Below are 22,382 nucleotides of genomic sequence, written 5' to 3' on the forward strand. Positions count from 1 at the left end.
ATCGGATACAAAAGGAGAAGAGGGAGGGGGAGAGGGAGATGGGGAGAGGGGGAGATGGGGAGAGGGGGAGAGAGGGAGAGGGGGAGAGGGGGAGATGGGGAAAGAGGCGTTTGCTTGGAAAAATCTTTAATAGCTTCAGGTGGGCAGTGCGCACCCGAAAGACGCTAGAGACATTTTTGGGATCAAAAGCCAGCAGTCACCAGGCAGTTTTTAGCTGCTAACTGATGACTGATGACTAATAACGTTCGCTCGGGAGCATCTCATTTTTGCAAAAAGCATTTTTTCTTTCAGTGCTGTCCCCGCTCGCGTGCTTTATAAAGCACGCGAGCGGGACAGCACTACAAATGCAAAACCCAGATGCTCCCCGTTCGCTCGGGGGGGGACGTTCGCACTAATGACTGATGACTAATGACTACATCATGCCCATGCCGCCCATGCCGCCCATGCCGCCCATGCCGCCCATGCCGCCCATGCCGCCCATGCCGCCCATGCCGCCCATGCCGCCCATGCCGCCCATGTCGCCCATGTCGCCACCAGCTTTTTTCTTCTCGGGTTTTTCGACAATTACAGCTTCAGTGGTCAAAACCATGCCAGCAATGGAACCGGCATTTTGTAAAGCCGATCGCACTACCTTAGCCGGATCGATAATTCCAGCGGCAATCATATCTTCGTAAACGTCGGTGAGAGCGTTGTAGCCAATGTTCAGCTCGCTAGCCCGCACTCGCTCGATCGCGATCGAACCTTCAACACCGGCATTATCAGCGATTTGACGCAAAGGTGCTTCCAAAGCTTTTGCAACCAAATCAGCGCCAATTTGCTCTTCAGCGTCTAAAGTGCTTCTGATGGCATCAATTTTTGTAATCAGGTGAATCAGCGTCGTACCGCCTCCAGCGACGATACCTTCTTCCACAGCAGCTTTAGTAGCGTTGAGGGCGTCTTCAATGCGGAGTTTGCGATCCTTGAGTTCGGTTTCGGTAGCTGCGCCTACTTTAATTACAGCAATACCGCCAGCAAGTTTGGCAATGCGTTCGGTTAATTTTTCCTTATCGTAGTCAGAATCCGTCGCTGCTAGCTGCTTGCGGATTTGCTCGATCCGTGATAACACGTCTGCTTTGTGTTCGTCGCCAGCGACAATGATGGTGTTTTCTTTGTCGATCGTAATTTTGCGGGCGGTACCGAGCATTTCTAGTGTTGCGGTATCAATGCTGAGTCCGACTTCTTCAGAAATCAGTTGACCGCCGGTCAGAACGGCGATATCTTGTAGCATGGCTTTGCGTCGCTCGCCAAAACCAGGAGATTTGGTAGCTGCGATATTCAATACACCGCGTGCTTTGTTGATGACCAAAGTTGCCAAAGCTTCACCTTCAATATCTTCGGCGATAATGATCAGCGGTGAACCGGTGCGGGCAACTTTTTCAAGAAGCGGAATTAGTTCTTGAATGGAGTTAATTTTTTTGTCGGTAATCAGGATGCGAGCGTTTTCGTACTCAACTTCCATGCGATCGTTGTTGGTGACGAAATACGGGGAAAGATATCCGCGATCGTACTGCATCCCTTCGACAACTTCCAATTCTGTCAACAGAGATTTCGACTCTTCAACAGTAATGACGCCATCTTTGGTGACTTTTTCCATTGCTTGAGCAATCATGTCGCCGACTTCTTCGTCGTTACCGGCGGAGACAGTGGCGACCTGAGCAATGGCAGATCCTTCGACTGGTTTCGCTAATTTAGCGATTTCTAGGACTAAATGGGCGATCGTTTTTTCAATCCCGCGGCGCAGTGCGACTGGATTGGCGCCTGCTGCGACATTCTTCAAACCTTCGCGAATGAGGGATTGGGCAATCACGGTAGCGGTGGTGGTGCCGTCGCCTGCGATATCTTTAGTTTTGGAGGCGACTTCTTGAATTAAGCGAGCGCCAGCATTTTCTAGAGGATCTTCGAGTTCGATTTCCCTAGCAACGGTGATACCGTCGTTAACGATTTGGGGAGTGCCGAATTTCTTTTCGAGTAGGACATTCCGGCCTTTGGGGCCCAAGGTAATGCGGACTGCATCGGCGAGTTGATTGACGCCGCGTTCCAGTGCCCGCCGAGATTTGTCGCTAAATGCAACTATTTTGGTCATGTTTGTCTCCTTGCGCTTACATTAGCAAATTTAGCACTCTCTGACTCTGAGTGCTAAGTCGATCGACTTTAGATTGTAGCGTGTCCCTCAGAAGTGTGGGGCTGGCGGGGGCGGATTTGGGGAAAAGGGCGGGCCCCAACGGTGGCCCAGGACACGTCACTGCCGTGTCCCTACATACCCGCTGTAGGGACACGGCACTGCCGTGTCCTCATAGATATAATGTGGTTTGTGACATATCGCCCGATCGGATATTGGAGTGCCCCCTGTCAACTGTCAACTGTCAACTGCTATACGCATCAACGGTTAAATTCGGTACTAACTGTCAACTGTCAACTGTCAACTGTCAACTGTTATACCTATGGCTCGTTATTCTCGACTGCAAAAACTCATTTCTTATATGCGCCCGCACTGGAAACCGACATTCTGGGGCGTTTTTTCCTTATTAATTGTCAATGCTGTGGGCGTTTACATTCCCCTACTGATTCGGAATGCAGTTGACACACTCCAAGTGGCGACTAAATTTGACCAAGTTTTCAACTACGTGATACTGATTCTCGTACTAGCTTCAATCATGTGGGGAATTCGGATGGCATCGCGGATTCTGCTGTTTGGCGTCGGGCGTCAAGTAGAATTTGACCTCAAACAGCAAATATTTAATCATTTATTAACATTAGAACCGTCTTATTTTGCTGCCAATACTGTAGGGGATTTAATTAATCGCGCTACTTCCGACTTGGACAATATTCGCCGCTTGGTGGGTTTTGCAGTGCTGAGTTTGGCGAATACAGCCTTTGCTTATGCTTTGACTTTGCCGGTGATGCTGGGGATTAATGTACGGCTGACGCTGTTGGCGATCGCAGTTTATCCATTAATGCTAGTTTTGGTACAGTTATTTAGCGACAAACTTCGCATCCAGCAACTAGCAGTCCAAGAAGAACTATCGGCGATGAGCGATTTAATTCAAGAGGATATGAGCGGAATGTCCGTAATTAAAATCTATGCTCAAGAAGAAAACGAACGTCGAGCTTTTCGCGATTGTAACGCCAAGTTGCTATCAGCAAATTTGACATTAGCCCAAACTAGAAACTTTATTTTTCCACTACTGGGCGGTTTAGCCAGCATCAGTTTGTTGGTACTACTTTCAGCAGGTGGCGGAGCAATTGCTAAGGGCGAAATTAGCATCGGCGATTTTGTGGCATTGCTGATTTATGTCGAGCGTTTGGTATTTCCGACGGCGCTGTTGGGTTTCACCATTACTGCTTACCAGCGCGGAGAAGTCAGTGTCGATCGCATAGAATCAATTTTGACTGTGGAACCGCAAATTAAGGATGCTCCCGATGCAGCGGACTTGCCAACTCCTGTCAAAGGTGAAATAGTCGCTCGCAATTTGAATTATACCTATCCAGGCGCTAAGATACCCGCGCTCAAAGATGTCAATTTTACCATCAAACCGGGCGAAACAGTCTCGATTGTTGGGGCGATCGGTTCTGGCAAATCAACCTTGGCTAATGCCCTGCCGCGCTTGCTGAATATCGATGCGGGTGAGTTGTTTGTAGACGGGCAGGATATTACCGAGGTGAAGTTGAGGGAGTTGCGCGGGGCGATCGCCTACGTGCCCCAAGAAAGCTTTCTGTTCGGTACTACCATCAAGAATAACATCCGCTACGGCAATCCTTTAGCAGAAGAACCCCAGATTGAAGCAGCCGCCAAACAGGCACAAATCCACCCCGAAATCCTCAACTTTCCGCAACAGTACAAAACAGTTGTCGGCGAGCGCGGCATTACCTTATCCGGCGGACAAAGGCAGCGAACAGCACTAGCTAGAGCCTTGTTAGTTGACGCTCCCGTGCTAATTTTAGATGACGCTCTTTCCAGCGTGGACAATCAAACTGCTACCGATATTTTGCAGAACTTGGCAACCGGAACCGATCGCAAAACCGTAATTTTTATCTCGCACCAAATGTCAGCAGCCGCGAGTGCCGATCGCATATTCGTCATGGAAAAGGGAGAAATAGTGCAAAGCGGCACTCACGCAGAATTGGTAAAGGAAACAGGGCTTTATCAGTATTTGTGGAACCAGCAAAAACTAGAAGAATTGCTGCACTGACAGGTTCGTAGTGAGGACTTTAGTCCTTCTTCATCCAGGTTCGTAGTGAGGACTTTAGTCCTTCTTCATCCAGGTTCGTAGTGAGGACTTTAGTCCTTCTTCAGACAAAGGGAAAAGGACTGAAGTCCTCACTACAAACTGAAGCGTAGTTAACTTAGTTATTTATCAAACATAGTCGTGGAAAATCAAAATCCCGATCCTTCAAGCCTCTCCAGCAACACTGATTCACCGGGAAATAGTCCCATCAAAATAATGCCCCTAGGTGACTCAATTACCGATGGATACTTCGTACCAGGAGGATATCGCATCGATTTACAGCCTGCAATGGAGAATCGAGGCTATGCTATTGAGTTTGTCGGTTCCCTAAGCAATGGCCCCGATACCTTACTCTCTCAGCATCACGAGGGACATTCCGGTTGGCTGATCGAACAAATTTGCGATCGGGTTGTGGAGTGGCTGCAAACCTTCCAACCCGATATTATTTTGCTCCTCATCGGCACCAATAATATCGGACAATGGTATCAAGTAGAAACTGCAAGCTATCGCCTCAACCAATTAATCGATCGCATTTTTGAAACTGCACCCAATGTTAAACTCTTTGTCGCTGCAATTCCGCCAATGTCTGAACCCACCTTAAATCAGCGAGTTAAACTATACAATCAAAACAGCGAGGAGTTAGTCAAGGAAAAACAACAAGCAGGGAAGCCCATAGATTTTGTTGATTTATATAATATCCTCAGCCTTGACGATCTCCCCGATGGCGTTCATCCCAACCGAGAAGGATTTCGGAAAATTGCTGGTGCTCTTGAAGCTTGTCTGTCAGCGCACCTAAGTTAACAAATTCCTCGTCTGCGATTCCACGCAGTCTACAATCGTCGTCAAGAAAAATAGTATAATGAATATATCTAGTCCACCCCAATAATCCCCAATCATGCTCGCAGAAGCAAACGCCACACTCTGGCCTAGTCTAATAACTGTTTCAGCATTAATTCTATACTTCGTTGTTACCATCAACGTTGGCAGAGCCAGATTCAAATACAAAGTTTCTCCCCCGCAGATGACAGGAAACCCGGACTTTGAACGAGTAGTGCGAGTTCAGCAAAATACCCTAGAGCAAATGATTCTATTTTTGCCCTCGCTATGGCTGTTTTCGCAATTTGTCAGCCCAATTTGGGCAGCCGGTATCGGTGCAGTTTGGATAGTTGGACGCATTTTGTTTGCTTGGGGTTATTACCAAGCGGCGGAAAAACGAGCCGCAGGATTTGGTATTAGTACCTTAGCTACTTTAACTTTGCTTGGCGGTTCATTGATTGGCATCATCATGTCGCTGGTAAAAGTTTCACAGCTATAACTAATATTAGTAGGGTGCAGCATCAGCACCTTACGACGCAAATACAACTCTTTCAATTACCTTCACGAGTCAATATGTCTGAAACTAACAAACCTGTATTTCAAATTAACCAGCAACTTTTTCAACAGCTTACCGAGTGGCAAGAAAAACTCGCACTAGAAGATGAATTAGCCAGCGAGTCAGAAGACGAGAAACCAATAGAGGTAAAAAGTCCTCCCGATAGTGATGAACAGCATTCTCAAACCAATAATTCCTAGCTTGTGGCTGGCAGTATTCTTTTTTGTATTTCCGGCTGCTGTCTCCGCTCAATCGCTGACAATTAACCCAATTCAACAAGTTAATAGCGGTTTATTTCGTTCTAACTCTCAAGATTTCTTCGAGCAAGGAAATCGCCAACTGGAACGGGAAATCGCAGCTTTGTTGGGAAAAACTGCCACTTCCGAAGGCAAGATTCTGGAGATTGATGAAAAATTGCGCTCTCAGCTTTGTCGGGAAGATTTTTTAATCTCCTCGCGGTATCATGATACAATCAGTGCTGCTGAGATTGCCAGTTTTCAGCCAAAATTAAATGAGATTTGCAGGCAGAAATAAAGTCAAAGTGAGGTCAAGATTAAAGTTTTAGCGTTAATGGATAAAGAAGTAATGACTAAATTGAAACTAGCGCTGCTGGAAGCGAAAACGGTGGCTCAGTTGGCTGCGATTATTATTGATTACACTCATGAGGAAATGATGCTAGTTTTTGATGAGCTGGAATGGGAACAGCAGGCAAAAATTAAGGATATTTGGAAGAGTGTTTGAGGGATGGCCTGTTTATAAAGTTGTAGGTTCCAGCACCGGACACGGCATTGCCGTGTCCCTGCGGATATCGCGTAATGCAGCCCTACTTTTTGGGAAGCGATTCGAGACACAATTGACGGAAATGATCGCCGCGTTGCTCGAAGCTTTGGTATTGATCGAAGCTGGCGCAAGCTGGCGAAAGCAGTACGACTTTAGCTTTGTTTTGTTTGCCTAATTCTGCGGCTCTGGGAATGGCTCTTTCCATTGTTTCGACGATTTCCCAAGCGTTATAATCTGCTTGTTCTAGCCGATCACTAAAAAGGCCCGCTGCATCCCCAATTAACAGCACTGCAACAGCCTTCGCCTTGATTGTATCAATCCAAGCATTATCATCGCCCTCTTTGGGATCGCCGCCCGCAATCAAAATCGCCGGCGCGCTGACAGCAGCTAACCCGACTTGCGCTGCGTCATAATTAGTCGCTTTGCTGTCGTTGATGAAATCTATGCCTTCCCAGGTGCGGATGTGTTCGAGGCGGTGCGCCACTCCGGGGAATTTCGCGATCGCCCGGGCGATCGCACTTTGATCTATCCCTGCCAAATTAGCCGCTGCCACAGCCATCAACAAATTTTGCAAATTGTGTTCGCCCACCATCCGCAAAGACTCAGCAGGCAAAATTTTCTCGCCTTGAGCAATTACCCAACCGTCTTCGATGTACGCTCCAAAAGCGTGTTTTCCCAACAAATCTTTTTCACCTTTAACACTCGTCCAACACGCATCCGGCCAAATGTCAACTCCTTGCTGTCGCAAACCAGGATCGTCACCGTTGATGATTTGCAATTCCGAATTTTTCAGCAAATGGGCTTTAATGTTGTAGTAATTTTCTAAAGTTTTGTGGCGGCTGAGGTGATCCGGCGTCAAAGTCGTCAAAACTCCGATGCGCGGCGCTACCGACGGCGATGATTCTATCTGATAGCTGCTGATTTCTGCGATTACCCAATCCGGCGGTTTCTCGGAAGCAGCTAATTCGCACGCAGCATAACCAATGTTGCCACAAGCGGGAGCATGAAGCCCTGCTTCGGCAAAAATCGCAGCAATTAAAGCAGTAGTTGTAGTTTTGCCGTTAGTACCAGTAATTGCTACCCAAGGAGATTTGAGATAGCGCCACGCGAGAGCCATTTCTCCGATTGTTTCAATTCCCAATTCTCGGGCGCGTACTAATGCTGGAATATCCCAGGGAACGCCCGGACTTACTACTACTAATTCTATGGATTTGTCAGGTTCAAAAGATTTACCTAACTCTAGATTGATGCCTTCGTTAGCTAGTTGCTGTTGTTGTTCGAGTAGGTTTGGGGCCGATGAGCGATCGCTCAGCGTTACTTCCCATCCTTCGCGTTTGAGCAGTCTGGCGGCGGCAATCCCTGATTTTCCTAATCCAATTATATGAGCGATCGGCATACGTTATGTGTGTGATGGAGCGAATTTCCCTGGTTTTCTAAGTTTATATCTTAACCTTGCATGAATTTTTGCCTATTGGCCATTATGCTTAATTTACGAAAAAAGGTATGTTGTTGCGCTTAAGCGCTCTTTCATCTATGTATGAAAGGGGAGTATCTCAGTTTTGCATTTATTATAGTGCGAGCACCTCAAAGAAAAAATGCTTTTTACAAAAATGAGATGATCCCGCAGGAAAGAGCGCTGAAGCGCAACAACGTACCTTAAAAATTTAAAATCGATTGACGATCGCCCCAAAGTCAGCCAACACCCGCGCGTGATTCCGCAACAAACCCAGTAAATTCAAGCGATTGCGCTTAATTTCCGGGTCAGAATCCATCACCAAAACGCTTTCTGGCCCGTCAAAAAAGCTGCTCACAGCCGGAGCAATCTCCGTCAAACTATCTACCAACTGTTGGTAATTGCGAGTTTGCTTCGATAGCAGCGTTTGCGGCACTAACTGCACCACAGCATCGTAAAAAGCTTGTTCGGAAGACTTTTGAAATAACTCGGGTTTCACCGCCGTTTTCGGTTCCAATTCTACCTTATCCAAATCACCTTGAGCCGCCAAACGAGTCGAACGGTTGACTGTTTCGTAAATCAGATCCAAAGTCTTGTCATTGCGGATTTGTTGCAGGAAAATTGCTCTTTCCAGCGCGTCCAACAAATCTCTCAATGCTCGTTCAGTATATTCTGGGTCGTTTTCTCCCAAAACTGCATTCACCAAATCATAATCTACATTCTTTTCTTCTTGCAGCAAAGTGCGAATTCTTTGCAGGAAAAACTCGTATAATTGCGATAGCAACTCCGCCGATGTTTGGGGGCGCACCGCGGTAAATTCTGCGACAACTTCTGCAAGTAGTTGGTGCAAATTGATTGGCAACTGAGCCGCCCAAATAATGTTAGTTATTGCATTGGCGGCGCGGCGCAGGGCGAAGGGATCGGAGGAACCAGTCGGCAGCATTCCTAAGCCGAAGATGCTGACTAATGTATCTAATTTGTCAGCGATTGCGACAACTTGACCTGTGAGAGTTTGCGGCAAATTATCGCCCGCACCTTTGGGCAAATAATGCTCGAAAATTCCTGTTGCTACGGCTTCCGGTTCGCCGCAAGCTAAGGCGTATTTCTGCCCCATAATTCCTTGCATTTCGGGAAATTCGTAAACCATTTGGGTTACAAGGTCGGCTTTGCAAAGCAATGCTGCTCTTTCTATGTAAGCTTGTTCTGCGGCGGTGATTTGCAGTTGCTTGGTGATGAGAGAGGCAATCTTGCACAGTCGATCGACCTTGGCGCGCACTGTACCCAAATCTTCCTGGAAAGTGACCGTCTCCAACTTTGGCAAATAATCCTCTAGAGGCTTTACCAAGTCTGCTTTGTAGAAAAACTGACCGTCTGCCAATCTCGCCCGCACGACTCGCTCGTTACCTGCGGCAATAATCGCCGATTTTGCCGGATCGCCGTTGGAAATTGTAATGAAATAGGGTAGGAGTTCGGGGAATTCTGGGCTTTTGAGAATTGGAAAATAGCGCTGGTTGGTGACGATAATTGTGGTGATTACTTCCGGCGGTAACATCAAAAAACCGTCGTCAAATTTGCCGACTACGGCGTTGGGCCATTCTACTAAGTCGGTAACTTCTTCTAACAAATCTTCGGTAATGTCGGCGTAACCGCCTTGTTTGGTGGCGGCGGCTTCTACTTGTGCTTTAATTTGAGTTTTGCGCTGTTGTCGATCGACTTCCACGCCAGCAGCCCGCAGACACTCGACATAATCCTCGGCTTGCGGAATCGAGACCCCCCCCATCTCCGGTGTAGGGGGGGTGTGCAACACCCGATGTCCTTGGGAAATGCGATCGCTCTTGACGGTATCTGAACCGCTGACCAATGCGATCGGCAGTACAGTATCATCAAACAGCGCTACGATCGATCGAATCGGGCGCGGAAACTTCAAATCTCCGTCAGCCCACCGCATAAATCTTTTGCCTTCTAACTTGTTAATCCACTGCGGCACAAGTTCGACCAAAATATCCGCCGTCATCCGCCCCGGAATCTGTTTGAGAACAAACACAAAATCGCCTTTATCGGTAGCGCGAACTTCCAAAGCATCGATTTCTACGCCTTGTTTTTTCGCAAAACCTTCGGCTGCTTTCGTCGGTTTGCCATCTTTAAAAGCCGAACTTGCGGGCGGCCCTTTTACCTCTTCTTCTCTGTCTAATTGCTTGAGTGGCAGTCCTTTAACAAGAACGGCCAAACGCCTCGGAGTTGCGTATACATTAATTGATTCATTTGTCAAAGATTGTTCTGCCAGAGTTGCAGGTACGAGTTCCTGCCACTGTTGGACGCTGCCTGCGACAAAAGATGCGGGCAATTCTTCGGTGCCGAGTTCTAATAAAAAGTTAGGCATATAGAAATTGTGAAGTGAGGGAGCTACGGATTGGTAATGGGTAATGGGTAATTGGTAATTGGTAATCGGTAATTGGTAATCGGTAATCGGTAATCGGTAATTGGTAATTGGTAATTGGTAATTGGTAATTGGTAATTGGTAATTGGTAATTGGCTGGTGAGTGCGTTAGTTGACCTAAAATTTTTACATAACAAAGTTTGGTGTTTTTGTCAAGAGGCAATTCATCTCCCGATTCGATCGTTACAAAAGTTATGGATCGGCCGTCAAAATAGCCTGGAATTGCGATCGCGATAATAACATCACAGAATTATTTTACCGGTCACAGGTCTGATTAGAGCTAAAAAACACTCAAATGATCAGCATAGCACTTAAAATCGGGGGTGAAAGATATTCTCAGCAGCTCATGACCTTGGCGGAAAGACTAGCAGAAGATTGGAAGTCGCGACTCGAACAAGATTGCCCCGACGAGAGCTCTAGCACTCGCGAGAGTGTTGTTCGCTGGCTGTTGGGAGACAAGCCAGAAAGATTTGACACTCTAAATCCGACTCAACTCGCTGTCGCTTCTGGGGCGATCGACTTTTTATATCGAATTTTGCAGCAGCGGTATCTGGGAGTAGCGCCAGAAAGAGCTTACCGCAACTTGATCGGGCGCCTGGGCGGCTTGGTGGTGCTCCGGCAAAAAATCCAAGCGTGGGTTTCATTGAGTCGCGACAGACAGCGCAGTGCGGTAGAGGTACTGCAAGAAGTGATTCAGGAAATGCTGAATTCCGATCGCTACCTCCAGCAGCAAGTCGCCTGGATTGCCGAATGCACAACAGATAAACGCTTGCGAAATGCTTTGCTGCTAGCGAGCACTGAAGAATACTGCTTGCGGCCGATCCGCAACCAGCCGCTGCTGGTGTACCGCTTCGTCAACTACCTGCGGCGTTCCCAGCGGGGCGGGTTGACGCAAGTCCCGGCGGGAGATTGGGTGCGGCTGGTGTCGGAACAGGTTCTGCCTGACGATACAGACGAACCGCTCAGCTTGCTAGACGAACAGGCGATGTCGGATTATCGAGAACATCAAGCTTGGGAAGAACGGCAAACTCAGCGGCAGATTGTCCAACAAGAATTTGAGAATTACTTGACTGCTGAAGTCGATCCGCTGGCTTCGCGATGGCTGCGGCTTTACCTGCAAGGCCGTTCCCAAGAGGCAATTGCTGAGGATTTGAAGGTGCCAGTCAAACAAATTTACCGCTTGCGAGAAAAAGTCAGTTACCACGCGATTCGGGTGTTTGCAGTCAAACAAGCACCAGAATTAGTCGCTAACTGGCTGGAAATTTCGCTCAAAGAACACAGTTTGGGCTTGACTCCCGCCCAGTGGCAGCAATATTTACAAGATCTCACGCCGGTGCAGCGACAGTTGATAGAATCGCTCAAAGCAGGGAAAAGTGTAGAGACGATCGCCTCTGAATTAAAGTTAAAAACCAATCAAGTCATCGGCGAGTGGAGCAAACTCTATTTAGCTGCTCAATCCCTCCGAAACGAGTAGATTGGTAATGAGTGGCGGGCGAAGCGTAGCGGAGGGAATTGCTAATTGTTAATTGGCGGTAGGAATTTTCCGAATTCGCGCTACAAATCAATTCCCGAACAGCCAGATTTGCTGCGAGTTTCCCCGTGGAAACCGCGCGATCGAATCAGGTAATATCGATCGGGATATCGCGCGTGCTGCCGCGATCTCACCCAAAAACGGATACCGTCCCACGTACTTAAATCGCGCTGATCCCCAAATTTTAGACCAAAGATCCACATCCCAGATTCATCTAGAGGAGTCAATCTCAAATCTCAAATCTCAAATCTCAAATTGACTGACGCTCGCGATCGGGGATGCTCACCGTGAACTTTGTGGAGTAAGATATTAGTAGGACGATCGACTCTTCAGGATTTTTTAACCAATCCTCAGTTCAGCAGTTGCACGTCAATCATCAGTTCTGGTGTATCTGTCATACTTGGGCATTCAGACAAAATTCTATCTTTGCCAGCCATAGGAATCAATCTTGGGCGATAAATGATAGTTAGTCGATAGTCCGCCCGCGATCATCTAGTTGTCAATCTTTCTGTAGAATTTGAGACTGGAATACAGAAGAGAGAAAATTCTGAGACCCAATATTTTTCTTTCATAAAAGCTTCCGGGTTTCAGATGCCTAGCTACGTCAGGGAAGTTGCATGGTTTAATTTTATAAATCAGGTTGGTATAGCGCGATCGCGCTTCCGACTACAGAGAAGCTAATGGTACATACATCTTCAACAGACTCGGCGACTACAATGGACTCCGATCGAATATTTCAACTAATCGATACAGTTGTTCCCTTTGAAGCTTGCCTTTACTATCAAGTTTTGCCTTTATCTCTAGAAGGCAATCTATTTAAATTGGGCGTAGTCGATGTGCAAGATGACTCCGCTTTGGACTACGTGCAGCGGATTTTAGCATACATGAATTGCTCGGTGACAACGGAGCAAATTGCCCCGGAAACTCAGCGTTCGATGCTCTCAGCTTACTTGCTCCACGGGAACCAAGTCAGAGAACCCAGCCTGACAGAAACCACACCAGCCCCAACACCGATACCAGCCCCAACACCAATAAATCCCGCACCAACAACATCAAGCTCCGAAGCAGACACCCTGCTGTCTGTACCCGAACCCTCCATTCGGGTTCCCGATCGGTTGAAACCTCCCGATGCTGAGGTTTTGCTGACGCCGACAGAACTTTCGGTTTTGGATGTCGAGGCCGTGCACTTGTCAAGCCCCGTCGAAGTTTTGGCAACTTTACCCGCGCCCCAACTGCTGCAAGAATTGCTCGGTAGAGTGCTCGTAGACGGTATCGGTAGGCTGTTTTTTGAGAGACACCAGTCCCAAGGTAGGATTCTTTGGAGTCAAGACGGCGTTTTGAAATCGATCCTCGAAGGTCTCTCTCCCTTCCTGTTTCAAGAAGTCATCGACGAGTTGAAACGGCTGACAGATATGCCTGTTTCCCCGGTGGAACATCCCAAACAAGTCGAAGTAGAACGCATCTATGGAAAAACTCATTTGCTGTTGCGCTTGCGAGTAATGCCCGTGGGTGGCAAGGAAGAAGCAACGCTGCAAGTCTTGCGGGGAGCAGCTTTGAGGTTTTACCAGCAGCAGCAATTGTCTACTCTGAGTCGAGATGCACTGCAACTGGCCAAAGAATTGCAGCGGAAAGTGAATCAAATTCGCGATCGCACTCGGCTTTCTCCTTTACCTTTGGAAGGTTTACCCGCTTTGGAACAAGTTGTCAGAAATGTTGACGACCAACTTGAAGCTTTGATGCAAGAACAGAATCCCGAGGATTTCTAATTAGAAATAGTTGTAAGTTTTGAACTTTCTTTAACTCAAATCTAGCCCGATCAAATAAATAATAATAATTAGGTTCGTAGTGAGGAATGCGAGTCCTTCCTTATCCAAAATCTGAAGAAGGACTCGCATTCCTCACTACAAACCTATGTGAGTGCAGTTGTGCGATCGCACCTAAGATGAACCGTGCTCGAAAATCTTATCGTACTGCAACAAATCCAAACTTACAAAAACTGGCAAACACCCAAAACATTGCTGTGCAACTTCCCAACGTTCCTCTCGCTGCAACATAGCAGTCAACTTTTGTTTAGCGCCCAGCAAATATCGGACATCGTTAGCAGCGTAGCTCAATTGGTCATCAGAAAGATGCTCGGAATTTCCCCAATCCGAACTTTGAGAAGTTTTATTGAGTTCTACTTTTTCCAACTCTTGGATTAACTCTTTAAGTCCGTGTCTGTTAGTATAAGTTCTGGCTAACTTGCTAGCTATTTTTGTGCAGAAAACAGGTGCAATGTCAATACTTAAATTGTAACGCATTGTTGCCAGATCGAAGCGCGCAAAGTGAAATACCTTCTCAATATTTTCAGCTTCCATGAGCTTTTTCAAATTTGGCGCCGCCGTCTGGCCTTTAGCAATCCGCACCGCCGCCACTTTACCTTGCGGATCGCACAACTGCACCAAACACAGGCGATCGCGCCAGGGCATCAAACCCATCGTTTCCGTATCAACGGCGATCGCCTCCGCCGTCAAATAATAAGATAGCAGATCATCGGAGATATCGCGATCGCACACTTGAAAATCTGGAAATTCCATTCTTGGTTATTGGTAATCGGTAATTGGTAATCGGTAATTGGTAATCGGGCATCGGTAATCGGTAATCGGGCATCGGTAATCGGGAATCGATAATTAATCTTTCCTTCTTTCCTCTTCCTTCTTCCTTCTTCCTTCTTCCTTCTTCCTTCTTCTTATCGACTACGGACAAAAAGCTGAGTAAAATAATACTCCCCTTTGGCATTTTTGGCAATCGCAATACCAGTCAAATTAAATTGACTCTCGATATTCTTGCGGTGGCCGTCACTTTTAATCCAACCTTCAACAGCATTGCCAACCGGGTCGCTGTAGCCAAAATTGTAAGCAACATTTTCAGCTACACTTTGATAGGGAACAGTAATTGCTTTCGCCCGCCCTTCAAATCCATCGTGGCTAAATTTAACTTTCCCACTTGCCATATTTTCGCTGTGAATTCTGGCTATCTGACTAATTCGCGGATCGACAGTCAGCGGCGGCAACTTTTTCGAGGCTCGATATTGATTGATCTGTTGGTTAACAGCTTTTTCTAACTCAGCAATTGAACTCGTAGCAGCAATATTAGTATTCATGGAAGTTTCTGGGAGCGATTGTGTAGGAATGAGTTGAGTACAATTAGGTAGGATTGCCAGGAATCCTAGAGACATTAAAATCAAAGGTTTGTACATGAACTATTAAAGATAAAGAAGACCGGGCGGTTGAAACCGCGGCTACACAGACAAAACCCGCCTCCGCGGGTTGAAGAACGGATGATGAAAATTACGTTATCTTCTAAGTCGGCGGAGGCGGACATCATTTATATAGACGCGGTTGAAACCGCCGTCTGACCATTCCTACAGGGCGATCGCCCGAAATTCCGGTAAACTAGATATTCAGAACCTTCGCCACAGTGTTCACATCTTTGTCACCCCGTCCCGAACAGTTGAGGACAATGCGCGGACTGCCAGTTAACTGCGGACAGAGAGTTTCCAAATAGGCGATCGCGTGAGCAGTTTCCAAAGCCGGAATAATCCCCTCCAACTGCGACAACCGTTGAAAAGCATCCAAAGCTTGCTGATCGGTTACACTGTAATATTCAGCCCGGCCAGCATCCTTCAAATAACTGTGTTCCGGCCCCACACCAGGATAATCCAAACCCGCACTAATCGAATGCGGCTCGATGACTTGACCCTCATTATCCTGCAACAAATAACTCATAGCCCCGTGCAGAACACCCACAGTTCCCTTAGTCAAAGTAGCAGCGTGTTTATCCGTATCCACACCTTCTCCCGCCGCTTCAACACCAATTAACCGCACAGTTTCTTCCCCAACAAACTCATGAAAAAGACCCATAGCATTAGAACCGCCGCCCACACAAGCTAATAAGATATCTGGCAAACCATTCCATTTTTCTAGACACTGACTGCGAGTTTCTTGACCGATAATTGCATGGAAATCGCGCACCATCATCGGGTAAGGATGCGGCCCCGCCACCGAACCAAGAATATAATGAGTTGTTTCAACATTTGTCACCCAATCGCGAATCGCTTCAGAAGTCGCATCTTTCAGCGTTCCCGTACCCGCCGCCACGGGTCGCACTTCAGCACCCATCAAGCGCATTCTAAACACATTTAAAGCCTGTCTTTCCATGTCATGAACGCCCATGTAGACAACGCATTCTAAACCGAAACGAGCGCAAACAGTGGCAGTAGCAACGCCATGTTGGCCAGCACCAGTTTCAGCAATTACGCGCTTTTTACCCATGCGTTTTGCGAGCAATGCTTGAGCCAAAGCATTATTGATTTTGTGAGCACCAGTGTGGTTTAAATCTTCGCGTTTGAGGTAAATTTGGGCGCCAGTGCCGTCTGGTTTAGCATAATGCTCCGTGAGGCGTTCGGCGAAATACAATGGGCTGGGGCGGCCGACATAATCCTTAAGTAATCCTTGAAGTTGCTGTTGAAATTCCGGTTCGCTGCGGTATTTGTGAAAAGCCGCTTCAAGCTCAAATAAAGCCGGCATCAGGGTTTCGGGGACATATTTGCCGCCGAATTTGCCAAATCTACCGAGGGAGTCGGGGCGTTGGGCGGTGGTTTCGGTGGTTTCTGTGGTGAGACGCAGGGGTGTGACAGTCACGGACTTTGTGGGGATAAGGGGACAGATTTTATTATATCTAGTCGATGTGGCGGGGCGGTGGGCGATCGGGTAATTTTGCGAGGGCTGCCAAAAATCGCTAGGATGGCGGAAGTTCGTCGGAGCCTTCGAGATATTGCCCTGTAAGGGTTTCAGGGATTTTTTCTGTAGATGAGAGGTTGTTTGTACAGAGATTTTTGGGAGTCCTCGCAAATAGCCTCTGGACACGTTGCGCTGTATGGGGTTTATAATCGAGGGATCCCCACTCGCTGGGGAAACTAATTGAATGGAAACTAGGATCTCCCGACCTTTACTTTTGGTAGGTTGACGTGTTCCCGCTCGCTGGGGAAACTAATTGAATGGAAACTTCGTAATGGTGAACAATTATGAATTCAAATCAGCAGTTTCTGCAAAATTTATACGATGCTTTTAACAAACGCGAAATTGAAACAATCATCTCGTTGATGCGCCCAGACGTGAAATGGGCGAACGGAGTGGAAGGCGGTTTCGTTTATGGACGCGATGCGGTGCGCGAATATTGGACAAATCAATTTAAGGATATTCAACCGGAGCTTGAAACGTTAAAATTCGAGACTGACGAAAACAATCGGAACATTGTCACCGTTCATCAAATTATTAAAGATTTGCAATGCAATGTGCTTGCGGATGCAACAATTCATCAAATCTTTACCATTGAGGATGGTCTGATTTGTCTTTATGAAATTGGCGAAACCGAAACAATAGAGGAGATGATTCAAAAGACAAAAAGTTCCAACTAGCAATGATGTCCTTGGGCGGGGGCGGGTTTTACAAATAATATTTAATACCAACAAACAATCTACATAAACCCGCCCCCTTATGCAATATGTTAAAATTATTGAAGAACGCAACAGTTGGCTCATTCAATCGTAGTAAACTAAAAGCGTAGACCTACAATTCTCACTTCCTTTAGTTATTGTTACACAACAGGAAACCAAAATCGTGGATATCGACATTCGTTATAAACCTTCCTTTGCCACAATTTTTCTTACACTCGAACCTGGAGAAAGCATTATTGCTGAATCAGGAGCGATGATAGCAATGGATGCAGCACTCACAATGAAAACAGAATTTAATGGAGGTTTTTTGTCAGGTGTATTGAAAAAGTTTTTTGGTGGTGAATCGCTGTTCGTCAATCGATTTATCAATCCAACACGGCAGTCTCTCCAAGTCGTTCTTTCTCAATCTACAATCGGAGATATTGCCGAAGCTCAAGTCTATGAAAATAACCTCTGTTTTCAACCCGGTGCTTATATTGCCAGTACCCCCGATATCAAATTAGGCGTGCGCTGGGCTGGATTTGCCAGTTGGTTTTCGGGAGAAGGCTTATTTAAATTGCAAGCCAGCGGACAGGGAACAGTATTTTTTGGTGCCTATGGTGGTTTGACTAGCAAGCAAATCAATGGTGACTTCATTGTCGATACAGGGCATTTAGTAGCTTACGAATCGGGAATGAAAATGTCGATAAAAATGGCAGGCGGATTATTAGGTTCGATTACATCCGGGGAAGGGTTTGTGAATAAAGTGACGGGTAAAGGAACAATTTACTTGCAATCCAGAAGTATCGATGGTTTGGTGCAATTTTTATCAAGTAAAGTTTGACTTGCGAGCGAATATATCCATTACCTAGTACCTACTTATGAAAATTGAACTTTTACAACAACCCGACAGCACGATCGCCCGAATCACTCTAAATGCCGGTGAAGAAATCGTTGCTGAGGCAGGTGCAATGGTGGCGATGAGTGGCAATCTACAAGCAAGTACGACATTGCGCCAAGGCAAAGGTGGCGGTATTTTCGGCGGACTCAAACGCATGATTGCCGGAGAGTCGCTATTTTTAAGTGTATTTCGATCGCCAACACCGGAAAATACCTTGTTTTTAGCACCCAAAATGTTGGGCGATATGCTGCACTATCAAATGGGCAAAAGTGGCTTAGTAGTACAAGCAGGTTCTTATTTAGCTAGCACACCAGATGTTAATATTGACTTGGGTTTTCAAGGCTTCAAATCGATGTTTTCTGGAGAAAGTATTTTCTGGCTAGATATGGGGGGTCAAGGAGATGTACTATTGAGTTCCTTCGGCGCAATTTACGAAGTTCCAGTCAAAGGAGAATACATTGTTGATACAGGTCATATTGTCGCCTTTGAGAAAAGTTTAAAGTTTGAAATTACTAAGCCCCCAGGAAGTAGTTGGGTGAGTGCATTTCTCGGTGGAGAAGGTTTAGTTTGTCGATTTAAAGGTAACGGTCGCCTGTTCTGTCAAACCCACAATACCACAGCATTCGGTCAAGCCGTCGGCAATCGTTTACCTCCCAGGTAGCAAGCGTGGAGACTCGCGATATGCAAAACATAAACGGAGATTGCTTTCATAAAAGGGTGCATCTGGTTTTTGAAGAGGGCGAAGCATGACCGCATATAAGTTATTAATTATAATTTCATATTGATTGCGGTCATGCTTCGCCCCTACAGACATATTTGCCAAACTGAAATACACCCTCATAAAACATCGCATTCATGTAAAGTGTTCCTCGCAACGATCATTCTAACTGAACGTTATTGAGCTATCAACTGCCAACTGTCAACTGTCAACTGCCAACTGCCAACTGTCAACTGTCAACTGTCAACTGTCAACTAACTTATATGCCTAAAAACATCTCATATACAATCGAACATTCTCCATCCTATGCCCAACTAAAACTCAAAATTCCTGCCAACCAAACGGTGTTGGTAGAATCTTCGGGAATGGCAGCAATGGATAGTCACATCACCCTGAAATCAAAAGTCAAAGGAGGTTTGATGAAAGGCCTCACGCGAATGTTAGCAGGTGAGTCTTTGTTTATCAGCGAATTTACTTCGCCGGAACGTTCTGGAATACTTTACGTTTCCCCTGGAGTTCCCGGCGATATTCAACATTATCACCTCGATGGCAATAGCTTGATGCTGCAATCTTCTGCTTTTGTGGCATCGAGTTCTACTGTAGACCTTGATACTAAATTTCAGGGATTAAAAGGTTTCTTTAGTGGCGAATCATTGTTTTTTCTCAAAGCAACTGGACAAGGCGATATCTGGTTTAATTCCTATGGCGCAATTCTGGAAATTCCAGTCAATGGAAGTTATATCGTGGACACCGGTTATATCGTTGCCTTTGAGGATACGCTGAAGTATGATGTTGAAGTCCTGGGCGGACTATCCTGGAAAAATTTGAGAACGGGAATTTTAGGTGGAGAAGGCTTAGTTTGTCGTTTCAGTGGACAGGGGAAACTGTGGATACAGTCTCGCAATCTGTTTCCTCTGATTAATTTTTTAAATCCCTTCCGACCGACAAAGAACAATTAGTTTGGTGCTTTTATATACAGCATATTCCATGTATATTTGGTACACACAATTTTGGGAAATTCCGTGTAAGGTGCGTCGCCATATAATCTGCCACTGCTATTCAATAACTCGTAGCGATGCACCCTACAAACTCACGCAAGTCAATCCAAAATCTAAAATCTAAAATCTAAAATCGAATGACCGATCGCAATCCACCCACAAGCAACAGGCAACTGCTAACTATATTAGGGATTTTTTTAGCCATAGGATGTTTATTGCTTTGGGGAAGCCTCAAACTGGTAGATGGGCTGATTTTATTAATTCCCCCCGAACTCGAACAGCGCTTGGGGGCGTTAGTTATCCCAGCTTACGAACGTCTTGCGGAATCTTCTCCAGCACAAGATACTCTCAATCAACTTCTCGATCGCCTGGAAACTAAATTACCTAAACAAAAAAATATCGATCGCAATTATCGCCTAATTTACATTCCCGATGATACTGTAAACGCCCTAGCCTTACCTGGAGATACAATTGTTGTTTATCGGGGTTTAGTACAGCAATTGGAATCGGAAAACGAGTTGATGATGATCTTAGGTCATGAGTTGGGTCATTTCGCCAATCGCGATCATTTGCGGGGAATTGGACGGGGATTGGCGCTACAGTTTGTGGTGGCGGTGTTCGTAGGCGATGGAGGTGGGTTGGTGAATGTTGCCGCTGCGATCGCTTCCAATTTAAGCAAAGCCCAATTTTCTCGCAGTCAGGAAGCCCAAGCCGATGAATTTGGCTTACAACTGCTGGTTTCCCATTACGGGCACGCAGCGGGCGCAGCAGACTTTTTCCAGCGATTAGCGCGAAAATCTGGTTTAGATATTGCTTTGTTATCGACTCATCCGGCACCTGGCGATCGCAGTTTAACGTTAACACAAACGATCGCCCAACGCCGCTATCCGATTCAAGAGCGATCGCCTTTACCCGCAACACTCAAAAGCGATCGATAACAATCAGACACTTAATAATTCCCGCTCTCCCTTGATGGGCTAATACAATAGGTATAATATCAGAGTCTCAACGAGCGATCGCAACCTTACACCAATCCACTAAAACTAGAAATACCCTTCAACAGTTGACAGTTGACAGTTGACAGTTGACAGTTTGAGAGCGACCTCTACCTAGAAGGAAGAGGATTGGAGTAATGAATAGTCTGATTTGTATTTCTCCCGAGCAGGCTTGGGGCTTTCAACCAATTATTTCTGGTAAAACAAGTTCAGGCAGTATAACATATGGCAGCATCCAAACGCAAAAGTTCTGACAACAAAACAACCGACGGAAAACGAGTAGTTTACTCCGAGTTTGGTAACTACGAAAACTCGGCTGCTCTCGAGCGAGGAACCCCGGAAGTTCCCCAGAATCAACAAACTTTGAAAGTAGAAGCATCCCGAAAAGGACGCGGTGGCAAAACAGTTACAGTCATCAGCGGATTTCAAGAAAAACCCGAAACTTTAGCAGATTTAGCCAAGCAGCTAAAAGCCCAATGCGGCACGGGCGGCACAGTTAAGGATAATGAAATTGAAATTCAAGGCGAACACAAGCAAAAGCTACTCGAAATTCTCAAAAAATTGGGCTACAAAGCTAAAATTAGCGGAGGTTAATTGGGTGCATCTGGGTTTTGAAGAGGGCGAAGCATGACCGCATATAACTTATTAGTTATAATCTCATATTTACTGCGGTCATGCTTCGCCCCTACAGATATATTTTCATGCGCCCCAGATGCGCCCGGTTAATTTCTGTTATTCTTCCCTCTTCCCTCTTCCCTCTTCCTTCTTCCCTCTTCCTTCTTCCTTCTTCCCTCTTCCTTCATTTTATGTACACTCGACCCTTAGCCCGTTTGATCGAACAATTGCAGCGCTTGCCCGGAATCGGCCCAAAAAGTGCACAGCGACTCGCTTTACATATTTTAAAGCGACCGGAAGAAGACGTGCAAGCCCTAGCTCAATCATTGATTGATGCCAAAAAACAAGTCGGTTTTTGCAAAGTATGCTTTCACTTATCCGCTGAACCTGTTTGCGAAATTTGCCGCAACACTAACCGGGACGGTTCTACTATTTGTGTTGTGTCAGAATCCCGCGATGTAATCGCCTTAGAAAAAACGCGGGAATACATCGGCAAATATCATGTTGTCGGCGGTGTCATCTCGCCGATGGATGGAATTGGCCCGGAACAATTGAACATTCAGCCATTAGTCCGCCGCGTCAGCCAGCAAAAGATTGCTGAAGTTATTATTGCGATTAGTCCTAGCGTGGAAGGCGAAACTACTACTCTTTATATCGGTCATTTATTGAAACCTTTTACCAAGGTTACGCGAATAGCTTTTGGTTTGCCGATGGGGGGAGATTTGGAATATGCTGATGAGGTAACTTTGGCTCGTGCTTTGGAAGGAAGGAGGGAATTGGATTAGGTGAATTGAAAGAGAAGAGAAATGAACCGCGAAGACGCTAAGGACACGTTCGGCGA

The 22,382-nt window shown here is 46.3% G+C and carries 24 protein-coding genes; 15 read left to right on the forward strand and 9 right to left on the reverse strand.

Annotation, left to right across the window (positions count from 1 at the left end; all coding sequences use genetic code 11):
* Positions 1-412: 412 nt before the first annotated feature.
* Complete coding sequence (groL, locus tag JGK36_RS06620) at positions 413-2,122, reverse strand: chaperonin GroEL (protein WP_293196541.1); 1,710 nt, start codon at positions 2,120-2,122, stop codon at positions 413-415.
* Positions 2,123-2,480: 358 nt separating this feature from the next.
* On the opposite strand from groL, the gene JGK36_RS06625 reads away from it, so the two are divergent.
* The 6 genes from JGK36_RS06625 to JGK36_RS06650 all read left to right on the forward strand — a co-directional run bounded on the left by JGK36_RS06625 (position 2,481) and on the right by JGK36_RS06650 (position 6,378).
* The gene (locus tag JGK36_RS06625; protein WP_293177918.1) at positions 2,481-4,229 is read left to right on the forward strand and encodes an ABC transporter ATP-binding protein; all 1,749 of its coding nucleotides are present in this window, start codon (positions 2,481-2,483) and stop codon (positions 4,227-4,229) included.
* A 177-nt stretch (positions 4,230-4,406) separates the two neighbouring features.
* Positions 4,407-5,066 carry an SGNH/GDSL hydrolase family protein gene (locus JGK36_RS06630; RefSeq protein WP_293196543.1) on the forward strand — a complete coding sequence of 220 codons (660 nt, stop codon included), beginning with the start codon at positions 4,407-4,409 and terminating at the stop codon, positions 5,064-5,066.
* Positions 5,067-5,160: 94 nt separating this feature from the next.
* Complete coding sequence (locus tag JGK36_RS06635) at positions 5,161-5,580, forward strand: MAPEG family protein (protein WP_293177912.1); 420 nt, start codon at positions 5,161-5,163, stop codon at positions 5,578-5,580.
* Between the two features lie 74 nt (positions 5,581-5,654).
* Positions 5,655-5,837 (forward strand): hypothetical protein, encoded by a 183-nt coding sequence (locus tag JGK36_RS06640; protein WP_293177909.1) that lies wholly within the window; start codon positions 5,655-5,657, stop codon positions 5,835-5,837.
* Entirely contained in the window at positions 5,806-6,171 is a 366-nt protein-coding gene (locus JGK36_RS06645; RefSeq protein WP_293177906.1) for a hypothetical protein, read from the forward strand. Before JGK36_RS06640 ends, JGK36_RS06645 begins: the two co-directional genes overlap by 32 nt.
* 51 nt (positions 6,172-6,222) lie before the next feature.
* Entirely contained in the window at positions 6,223-6,378 is a 156-nt protein-coding gene (locus JGK36_RS06650; protein WP_293177903.1) for a hypothetical protein, read from the forward strand.
* An 82-nt stretch (positions 6,379-6,460) separates the two neighbouring features.
* Here JGK36_RS06650 and murD read toward each other — a convergent pair whose 3' ends face one another.
* From murD to JGK36_RS06665, 3 genes are all read right to left on the reverse strand, one after another.
* On the reverse strand, positions 6,461-7,813 hold the full coding sequence (gene murD / locus JGK36_RS06655; RefSeq protein ID WP_293196545.1) for a UDP-N-acetylmuramoyl-L-alanine--D-glutamate ligase: 1,353 nt from the start codon (positions 7,811-7,813) through the stop codon (positions 6,461-6,463).
* Positions 7,814-8,081: 268 nt separating this feature from the next.
* A complete protein-coding gene (glyS, locus tag JGK36_RS06660; protein ID WP_293196547.1) occupies positions 8,082-10,250 on the reverse strand; it encodes a glycine--tRNA ligase subunit beta in 2,169 nt (722 codons plus the stop codon).
* A complete protein-coding gene (locus tag JGK36_RS06665; protein WP_293196549.1) occupies positions 10,243-10,470 on the reverse strand; it encodes a hypothetical protein in 228 nt (75 codons plus the stop codon). Before JGK36_RS06665 ends, glyS begins: the two co-directional genes overlap by 8 nt.
* Positions 10,471-10,602: 132 nt before the next feature.
* On the opposite strand from JGK36_RS06665, the gene JGK36_RS06670 reads away from it, so the two are divergent.
* Complete coding sequence (locus tag JGK36_RS06670) at positions 10,603-11,781, forward strand: HetZ-related protein 2 (protein WP_293191216.1); 1,179 nt, start codon at positions 10,603-10,605, stop codon at positions 11,779-11,781.
* 80 nt (positions 11,782-11,861) lie between these two features.
* Here JGK36_RS06670 and JGK36_RS06675 read toward each other — a convergent pair whose 3' ends face one another.
* Positions 11,862-12,065: a hypothetical protein gene (locus JGK36_RS06675; protein ID WP_293177892.1), complete on the reverse strand. Its 204-nt coding sequence runs from the start codon at positions 12,063-12,065 to the stop codon at positions 11,862-11,864.
* A 453-nt stretch (positions 12,066-12,518) separates the two neighbouring features.
* On the opposite strand from JGK36_RS06675, the gene JGK36_RS06680 reads away from it, so the two are divergent.
* Positions 12,519-13,604 (forward strand): hypothetical protein, encoded by a 1,086-nt coding sequence (locus JGK36_RS06680; protein ID WP_293177889.1) that lies wholly within the window; start codon positions 12,519-12,521, stop codon positions 13,602-13,604.
* Between the two features lie 171 nt (positions 13,605-13,775).
* Here the strand turns inward: JGK36_RS06680 and JGK36_RS06685 are convergent, their stop codons facing one another.
* The 4 genes from JGK36_RS06685 to trpB all read right to left on the reverse strand — a co-directional run bounded on the left by JGK36_RS06685 (position 13,776) and on the right by trpB (position 16,520).
* On the reverse strand, positions 13,776-14,414 hold the full coding sequence (locus tag JGK36_RS06685; protein ID WP_293177886.1) for a ribonuclease D: 639 nt from the start codon (positions 14,412-14,414) through the stop codon (positions 13,776-13,778).
* A complete protein-coding gene (locus JGK36_RS06690) occupies positions 14,368-14,583 on the reverse strand; it encodes a hypothetical protein (protein ID WP_293177883.1) in 216 nt (71 codons plus the stop codon). The genes JGK36_RS06685 and JGK36_RS06690 overlap by 47 nt, the downstream gene beginning before the upstream one ends.
* On the reverse strand, positions 14,567-14,980 hold the full coding sequence (locus tag JGK36_RS06695) for a CAP domain-containing protein (protein ID WP_293177880.1): 414 nt from the start codon (positions 14,978-14,980) through the stop codon (positions 14,567-14,569). Before JGK36_RS06695 ends, JGK36_RS06690 begins: the two co-directional genes overlap by 17 nt.
* Positions 14,981-15,272: 292 nt before the next feature.
* Positions 15,273-16,520, reverse strand: coding sequence for a tryptophan synthase subunit beta (gene trpB, locus JGK36_RS06700; RefSeq protein ID WP_293177876.1), 1,248 nt, complete (start codon positions 16,518-16,520; stop codon positions 15,273-15,275).
* Positions 16,521-16,903: 383 nt separating this feature from the next.
* On the opposite strand from trpB, the gene JGK36_RS06705 reads away from it, so the two are divergent.
* The 7 genes from JGK36_RS06705 (at position 16,904) to recR (ending at position 22,326) form a co-directional block, all read left to right on the forward strand.
* The gene (locus JGK36_RS06705) at positions 16,904-17,296 is read left to right on the forward strand and encodes a nuclear transport factor 2 family protein (RefSeq protein ID WP_293177873.1); all 393 of its coding nucleotides are present in this window, start codon (positions 16,904-16,906) and stop codon (positions 17,294-17,296) included.
* 202 nt (positions 17,297-17,498) lie between these two features.
* On the forward strand, positions 17,499-18,158 hold the full coding sequence (locus tag JGK36_RS06710) for a TIGR00266 family protein (protein WP_293177870.1): 660 nt from the start codon (positions 17,499-17,501) through the stop codon (positions 18,156-18,158).
* Between the two features lie 37 nt (positions 18,159-18,195).
* Positions 18,196-18,876, forward strand: coding sequence for a TIGR00266 family protein (locus JGK36_RS06715; protein WP_293177867.1), 681 nt, complete (start codon positions 18,196-18,198; stop codon positions 18,874-18,876).
* Between the two features lie 320 nt (positions 18,877-19,196).
* Entirely contained in the window at positions 19,197-19,892 is a 696-nt protein-coding gene (locus JGK36_RS06720; protein ID WP_293177961.1) for a TIGR00266 family protein, read from the forward strand.
* A 176-nt stretch (positions 19,893-20,068) separates the two neighbouring features.
* Complete coding sequence (locus JGK36_RS06725) at positions 20,069-20,869, forward strand: M48 family metallopeptidase (RefSeq protein WP_293196551.1); 801 nt, start codon at positions 20,069-20,071, stop codon at positions 20,867-20,869.
* A gap of 282 nt (positions 20,870-21,151) precedes the next feature.
* The gene (locus JGK36_RS06730) at positions 21,152-21,520 is read left to right on the forward strand and encodes a translation initiation factor (protein WP_293191206.1); all 369 of its coding nucleotides are present in this window, start codon (positions 21,152-21,154) and stop codon (positions 21,518-21,520) included.
* 212 nt (positions 21,521-21,732) lie between these two features.
* Positions 21,733-22,326, forward strand: a complete 594-nt coding sequence (recR, locus tag JGK36_RS06735; protein WP_293177858.1) for a recombination mediator RecR — start codon at positions 21,733-21,735, stop codon at positions 22,324-22,326.
* Positions 22,327-22,382 lie beyond the last annotated feature (56 nt).

Origin of the sequence: Microcoleus sp. PH2017_35_SFW_U_B, from assembly GCF_020737865.1 — a bacterium.
Taxonomy (GTDB): domain Bacteria; phylum Cyanobacteriota; class Cyanobacteriia; order Cyanobacteriales; family Microcoleaceae; genus Microcoleus.

Bases quoted from the DNA above. Each gene is read 5' to 3' on its own strand.
- groL (WP_293196541.1), bottom strand. From the start codon at position 2,122: ATGACCAAAATAGTTGCATTTAGCGACAAATCTCGGCGGGCACTGGAA.
- JGK36_RS06625 (WP_293177918.1), top strand. From the start codon at position 2,481: ATGGCTCGTTATTCTCGACTGCAAAAACTCATTTCTTATATGCGCCCG.
- JGK36_RS06635 (WP_293177912.1), top strand. From the start codon at position 5,161: ATGCTCGCAGAAGCAAACGCCACACTCTGGCCTAGTCTAATAACTGTT.
- JGK36_RS06640 (WP_293177909.1), top strand. From the start codon at position 5,655: ATGTCTGAAACTAACAAACCTGTATTTCAAATTAACCAGCAACTTTTT.
- JGK36_RS06645 (WP_293177906.1), top strand. From the start codon at position 5,806: ATGAACAGCATTCTCAAACCAATAATTCCTAGCTTGTGGCTGGCAGTA.
- JGK36_RS06650 (WP_293177903.1), top strand. From the start codon at position 6,223: ATGACTAAATTGAAACTAGCGCTGCTGGAAGCGAAAACGGTGGCTCAG.
- murD (WP_293196545.1), bottom strand. From the start codon at position 7,813: ATGCCGATCGCTCATATAATTGGATTAGGAAAATCAGGGATTGCCGCC.
- glyS (WP_293196547.1), bottom strand. From the start codon at position 10,250: ATGCCTAACTTTTTATTAGAACTCGGCACCGAAGAATTGCCCGCATCT.
- JGK36_RS06670 (WP_293191216.1), top strand. From the start codon at position 10,603: ATGATCAGCATAGCACTTAAAATCGGGGGTGAAAGATATTCTCAGCAG.
- JGK36_RS06680 (WP_293177889.1), top strand. From the start codon at position 12,519: ATGGTACATACATCTTCAACAGACTCGGCGACTACAATGGACTCCGAT.
- JGK36_RS06685 (WP_293177886.1), bottom strand. From the start codon at position 14,414: ATGGAATTTCCAGATTTTCAAGTGTGCGATCGCGATATCTCCGATGAT.
- JGK36_RS06695 (WP_293177880.1), bottom strand. From the start codon at position 14,980: ATGAATACTAATATTGCTGCTACGAGTTCAATTGCTGAGTTAGAAAAA.
- JGK36_RS06705 (WP_293177873.1), top strand. From the start codon at position 16,904: ATGAATTCAAATCAGCAGTTTCTGCAAAATTTATACGATGCTTTTAAC.
- JGK36_RS06715 (WP_293177867.1), top strand. From the start codon at position 18,196: ATGAAAATTGAACTTTTACAACAACCCGACAGCACGATCGCCCGAATC.
- JGK36_RS06720 (WP_293177961.1), top strand. From the start codon at position 19,197: ATGCCTAAAAACATCTCATATACAATCGAACATTCTCCATCCTATGCC.
- JGK36_RS06725 (WP_293196551.1), top strand. From the start codon at position 20,069: ATGACCGATCGCAATCCACCCACAAGCAACAGGCAACTGCTAACTATA.
- JGK36_RS06730 (WP_293191206.1), top strand. From the start codon at position 21,152: ATGGCAGCATCCAAACGCAAAAGTTCTGACAACAAAACAACCGACGGA.
- recR (WP_293177858.1), top strand. From the start codon at position 21,733: ATGTACACTCGACCCTTAGCCCGTTTGATCGAACAATTGCAGCGCTTG.